This is a genomic window from Actinotalea sp., assembly GCF_035443605.1.
GTDB lineage: Bacteria > Actinomycetota > Actinomycetes > Actinomycetales > Cellulomonadaceae > Actinotalea.
In genome coordinates, this window is the sequence record NZ_DAORSQ010000163.1 from 1 (window position 1) to 3,884 (window position 3,884).

At 74.7% G+C, this 3,884-nt stretch carries 3 protein-coding genes and 1 pseudogene; all 4 read left to right on the forward strand.

Annotated features, from left to right (window positions below):
• A partial coding sequence (typA, locus tag PKY62_RS12505) for a translational GTPase TypA (protein ID WP_324537452.1) occupies nucleotides 1-1,738 on the forward strand: 1,738 nt, incomplete at its 5' end.
• A 13-nt stretch (nucleotides 1,739-1,751) separates the two neighbouring features.
• Nucleotides 1,752-2,747: a PIG-L family deacetylase gene (locus tag PKY62_RS12510; RefSeq protein ID WP_324537454.1), complete on the forward strand. Its 996-nt coding sequence runs from the start codon at nucleotides 1,752-1,754 to the stop codon at nucleotides 2,745-2,747.
• Nucleotides 2,748-2,752: 5 nt separating this feature from the next.
• Nucleotides 2,753-3,136, forward strand: a complete 384-nt coding sequence (locus PKY62_RS12515; RefSeq protein WP_324537456.1) for a DUF6113 family protein — start codon at nucleotides 2,753-2,755, stop codon at nucleotides 3,134-3,136.
• Nucleotides 3,137-3,189: 53 nt separating this feature from the next.
• Nucleotides 3,190-3,884: pseudogene (locus PKY62_RS12520) on the forward strand (hypothetical protein); the annotation flags it as partial.

Consider the following 3,884-nt stretch of genomic DNA (forward strand, 5'->3'; position numbering starts at 1 on the left):
CCTGGCCAAGAACACGGCCATCCGGTATCGCGGCCCGGCTGCGGCCGCGCACGGGCAGCCGGACGGGATCACCATCAACGTCATCGACACCCCCGGTCACGCGGACTTCGGCGGCGAGGTCGAGCGCGGCCTGTCCATGGTCGACGGCGTCGTGCTCCTCGTGGACGCGAGCGAGGGCCCGCTGCCGCAGACCCGCTTCGTGCTCCGCAAGGCGCTCGAGGCCAAGCTCCCGGTGATCTTGCTGGTCAACAAGGTCGACCGGCCGGACTCGCGCATCGACGAGGTCGTGCACGAGGCGACCGACCTGCTGCTGGGACTGGCGAGCGACCTGCACGACGACGTCCCGGACCTCGACCTCGACGCGATCCTCGACGTCCCGGTGGTCTACGCGGCGGCCAAGGCCGGCCGCGCGTCGCTCACCCAGCCCGCAGACGGCGGCATGCCGGACAGCCCGGACCTCGAGCCCCTCTTCGCGACGATCCTCGAGAAGATCCCGGCGCCCACCTACGACGAGGACGCCCCGCTCCAGGCGCACGTCACCAACCTCGACGCGTCGCCCTTCCTCGGGCGCCTCGCGCTGCTGCGCGTGTTCAACGGCACCATCCGCAAGGGCCAGCAGGTCGCCTGGGCGCGCCACGACGGCACCATCCAGACGGTCAAGGTCACCGAGCTCCTCGAGACCAAGGCCCTGAGCCGCGTCCCCACCGAGTCTGCGGGTCCCGGCGACATCGTGGCCGTCGCGGGCATCGCCGACATCACCATCGGCGAGACCCTCACCGACATCGACGACCCGCGCCCCCTGCCCCTCATCACGGTGGACGACCCGGCCATCTCCATGACCATCGGGATCAACACGTCCCCGCTGGCCGGCAAGGGCGGCAAGAACCACAAGGTCACGGCGCGCCAGGTCAAGGACCGCCTCGACAGCGAGCTGGTCGGCAACGTCTCGCTGCGCGTGCTGCCCACCGAGCGCCCCGACGCCTGGGAGGTGCAGGGCCGTGGCGAGCTGGCCCTGGCGATCCTCGTCGAGCAGATGCGCCGCGAGGGCTTCGAGCTCACCGTCGGCAAGCCCCAGGTGGTCACCCGGACCGTGGACGGCAAGGTCCACGAGCCGATGGAGCACATGACCATCGACGTCCCCGAGGAGTATCTCGGCGCCGTCACGCAGCTCCTGGCCCAGCGCAAGGGCCGCATGGAGACCATGTCGAACCACGGCACGGGCTGGGTCCGGATGGAGTTCGTCGTCCCGGCGCGCGGCCTCATCGGGTTCCGCACGCAGTTCCTCACCGACACGCGCGGCACGGGCATCGCCTCGTCCATCGCGCACGGCTACGAGGCGTGGGCCGGCCCCATCGAGACCCGCGTCAACGGCTCGCTCGTCGCGGACCGCGCGGGCAAGGTCACGCCGTTCGCCATGATCAACCTGCAGGAGCGCGGCGCGTTCTTCGTCGAGCCGACCGCCGAGGTCTACGAGGGCCAGATCGTAGGTGAGAACTCCCGCAACGAGGACATGGACGTCAACATCACCAAGGAGAAGAAGCTCACCAACATGCGGCAGTCGACCTCGGACAACTTCGAGAACCTCGTGCCGCCGCGCCGGCTGACGCTCGAGGAGTCCCTGGAGTTCGCCCGCGAGGACGAGTGCGTCGAGGTGACCCCGGAGATCGTGCGCATCCGCAAGGTGGTGCTCGACCAGACCGACCGCGCCAGGGCGACCGCGCGGGCCAAGCGCTCCTGATCGGGCGCACGGCATGACCCCCCGCGCGGACGACGACGGCGCCGTCGTCGTCCCGCGGTCGGGTGGCGGCCTGCTCGCGGTGCACGCGCACCCGGACGACGAGACCCTGGCGACCGGGGCGCTCCTGGCCACCTGGGCGGCCGCCGGACTGCCGGTGACGGTGGTGACCTGCACCCGCGGCGAGCAGGGCGAGGTGATCGGCGAGCACCTGGCCCACCTCGCCGGGGACGGCCCGGCCCTGGCCGCGCACCGCACGGGCGAGCTGGCGCAGGCCCTCGCGGCGCTGGGCGCGAGCGGTCCGCTGTTCCTCGACGAGGTCCCGGACCCCGCTGGCCGACCGGGGGAGCCCGCCGTGCGCTACGCGGACTCCGGGATGGCCTGGCTCGCAGCCGGTCGCGCCGGGGCGGCGGACGACCTGCCACCGGGCGCCTTCGTCGCCGTCCCGGTCGACGTCGCCGCCGCTCGGCTCGCCGGGCTGCTCCGCGAGCGTCGACCGGACGTCGTCGTCGGCTACGAGCCCGGTGGCGGCTACGGGCACCCCGACCACGTGCACGCCCACCGCGTGCTGATGCGGGCCGTCGAGCTGGCCGCGGCGCCGGACGGGGATGCGGCGCCATGGACCGTGCCGGTGGTGCTGTGGTCGGTGCTCGACGCCGACGCGCTGCGGGCCGGGTACGCCACGGCCCGTCGCGTGCTCGCGGCGGGCGGCGCGGCGGGCGCGGACGGCGTGGGCCTCGGCGCACCCGATCCGGCCGGGCCGCTGCCGTCGGCCGCGGTCGCGGGCTCGCGGATCGGGGTGCGGGTCCCGCTGAAACCCGTGCTCCACGCCGTGCGCGCCGCGCTCGGTGCCCACGCCTCGCAGGTCCAGGCGGTGCGCGCAGGGACCGACGAGGTGCCGCTGCTCCTCGCGCTGAGCAACCGGGTGCTGCTGCCCGTGCTCGCCGAGGAGACGTACGAGGTGGTCCGGACCTCGCCCGTGCGGTGGCCGGCCGCCGTACGCGTAGCCTGACCGCCGTGGAGATCCTCTCGGGGCGCGTCGTCGCCCGCTGGCTGGGTGCGGCCCTGCTCGGCGCCGTCATCGGCGTGGTCGGCACCGGTGTGCACCGCTCCACCCCGCCGTGGGGCCTCCTGCTCGCGCTCGGCACGGTGCTCGCGGGCGGCGTGCTCGCGCGGGCCTGGACCGGGTGGTCCGGGATGTTCGCGCTGGCGATGGGTGTCGCGACCGCGGTGGCCGTGCTCGGGCAGAGCGGGCCCGGGGGTGACGTGCTCATCGCCGCCGAGCCGATCGGCTACGTCTGGTACGGCGGGGCGCTCGTCGTGGCGCTGGCCGGGGCGCTGCCGGCGCGATGGTTCAGCACGCGGCCGGTCGGTCGCTCCGCCGCAGACACCGGCACGTAGAATCGCGCGGGCGGACGATCGGTCCGCAGCGGGCGCAGGGGAGTGCACAGGGCATGACGGGACGCCAGGAGGACGGCTCCGCGGAGCCGCGACCGGACGAGCCGACCGAGGGCTCCGAGGCCGAGGACTCCCCGGCCGAGGCCGGGCGGGTCGAGGCGGAGCCGGGCGTCGAGGTCGAGCCGGCCCCCCAGCTGGAGGGTGGGGCGGACGCCGACGCGGAGGTCGAGCCCGACGCCGAGCTCGTGGCGGAGCCGGCGGAAGCGCCGCAGGACGGGTCCGACGCCGGGCATGAGACCGGCGCCGACGTGGAGCCCGAGGCTGCGGTGGACGCCGAGACGGAGTCCGAGGACCAGCCGGAGACCGCGATCGGGGACGCGTCGGAGCCTGAGGACGAGGTCCACGTCGAGCCGGAGGACGAGCCCGAGCCCGAGACGGAGGACGAGCTCGACGGCGACGTCGAGCCCGAGCCCGAGTCCGCGCCCGACGGCGACGTCGAGCCCGAGACCGCGGCCGACGGCGACGTCGAGCCCGAGCCCGAGTCCGCGCCCGACGGCGATATCGAGCCCGAGCCGGAGGTCGGACCAGAGGACGGGCCGGCGTCGGAGGCCGGGGAGGGCGCCGCGCCCGTGGCGGATCTGGCGGACGAGCCTGAGAGCGAGCCGGACACCGAGCCCGTTGCCGATGTGGCGCCCGAGCCAGCGCCCCAGTCCGAGCCCGAGCCCGAGCCCGCGCCCCAGTCCGAGCCCGA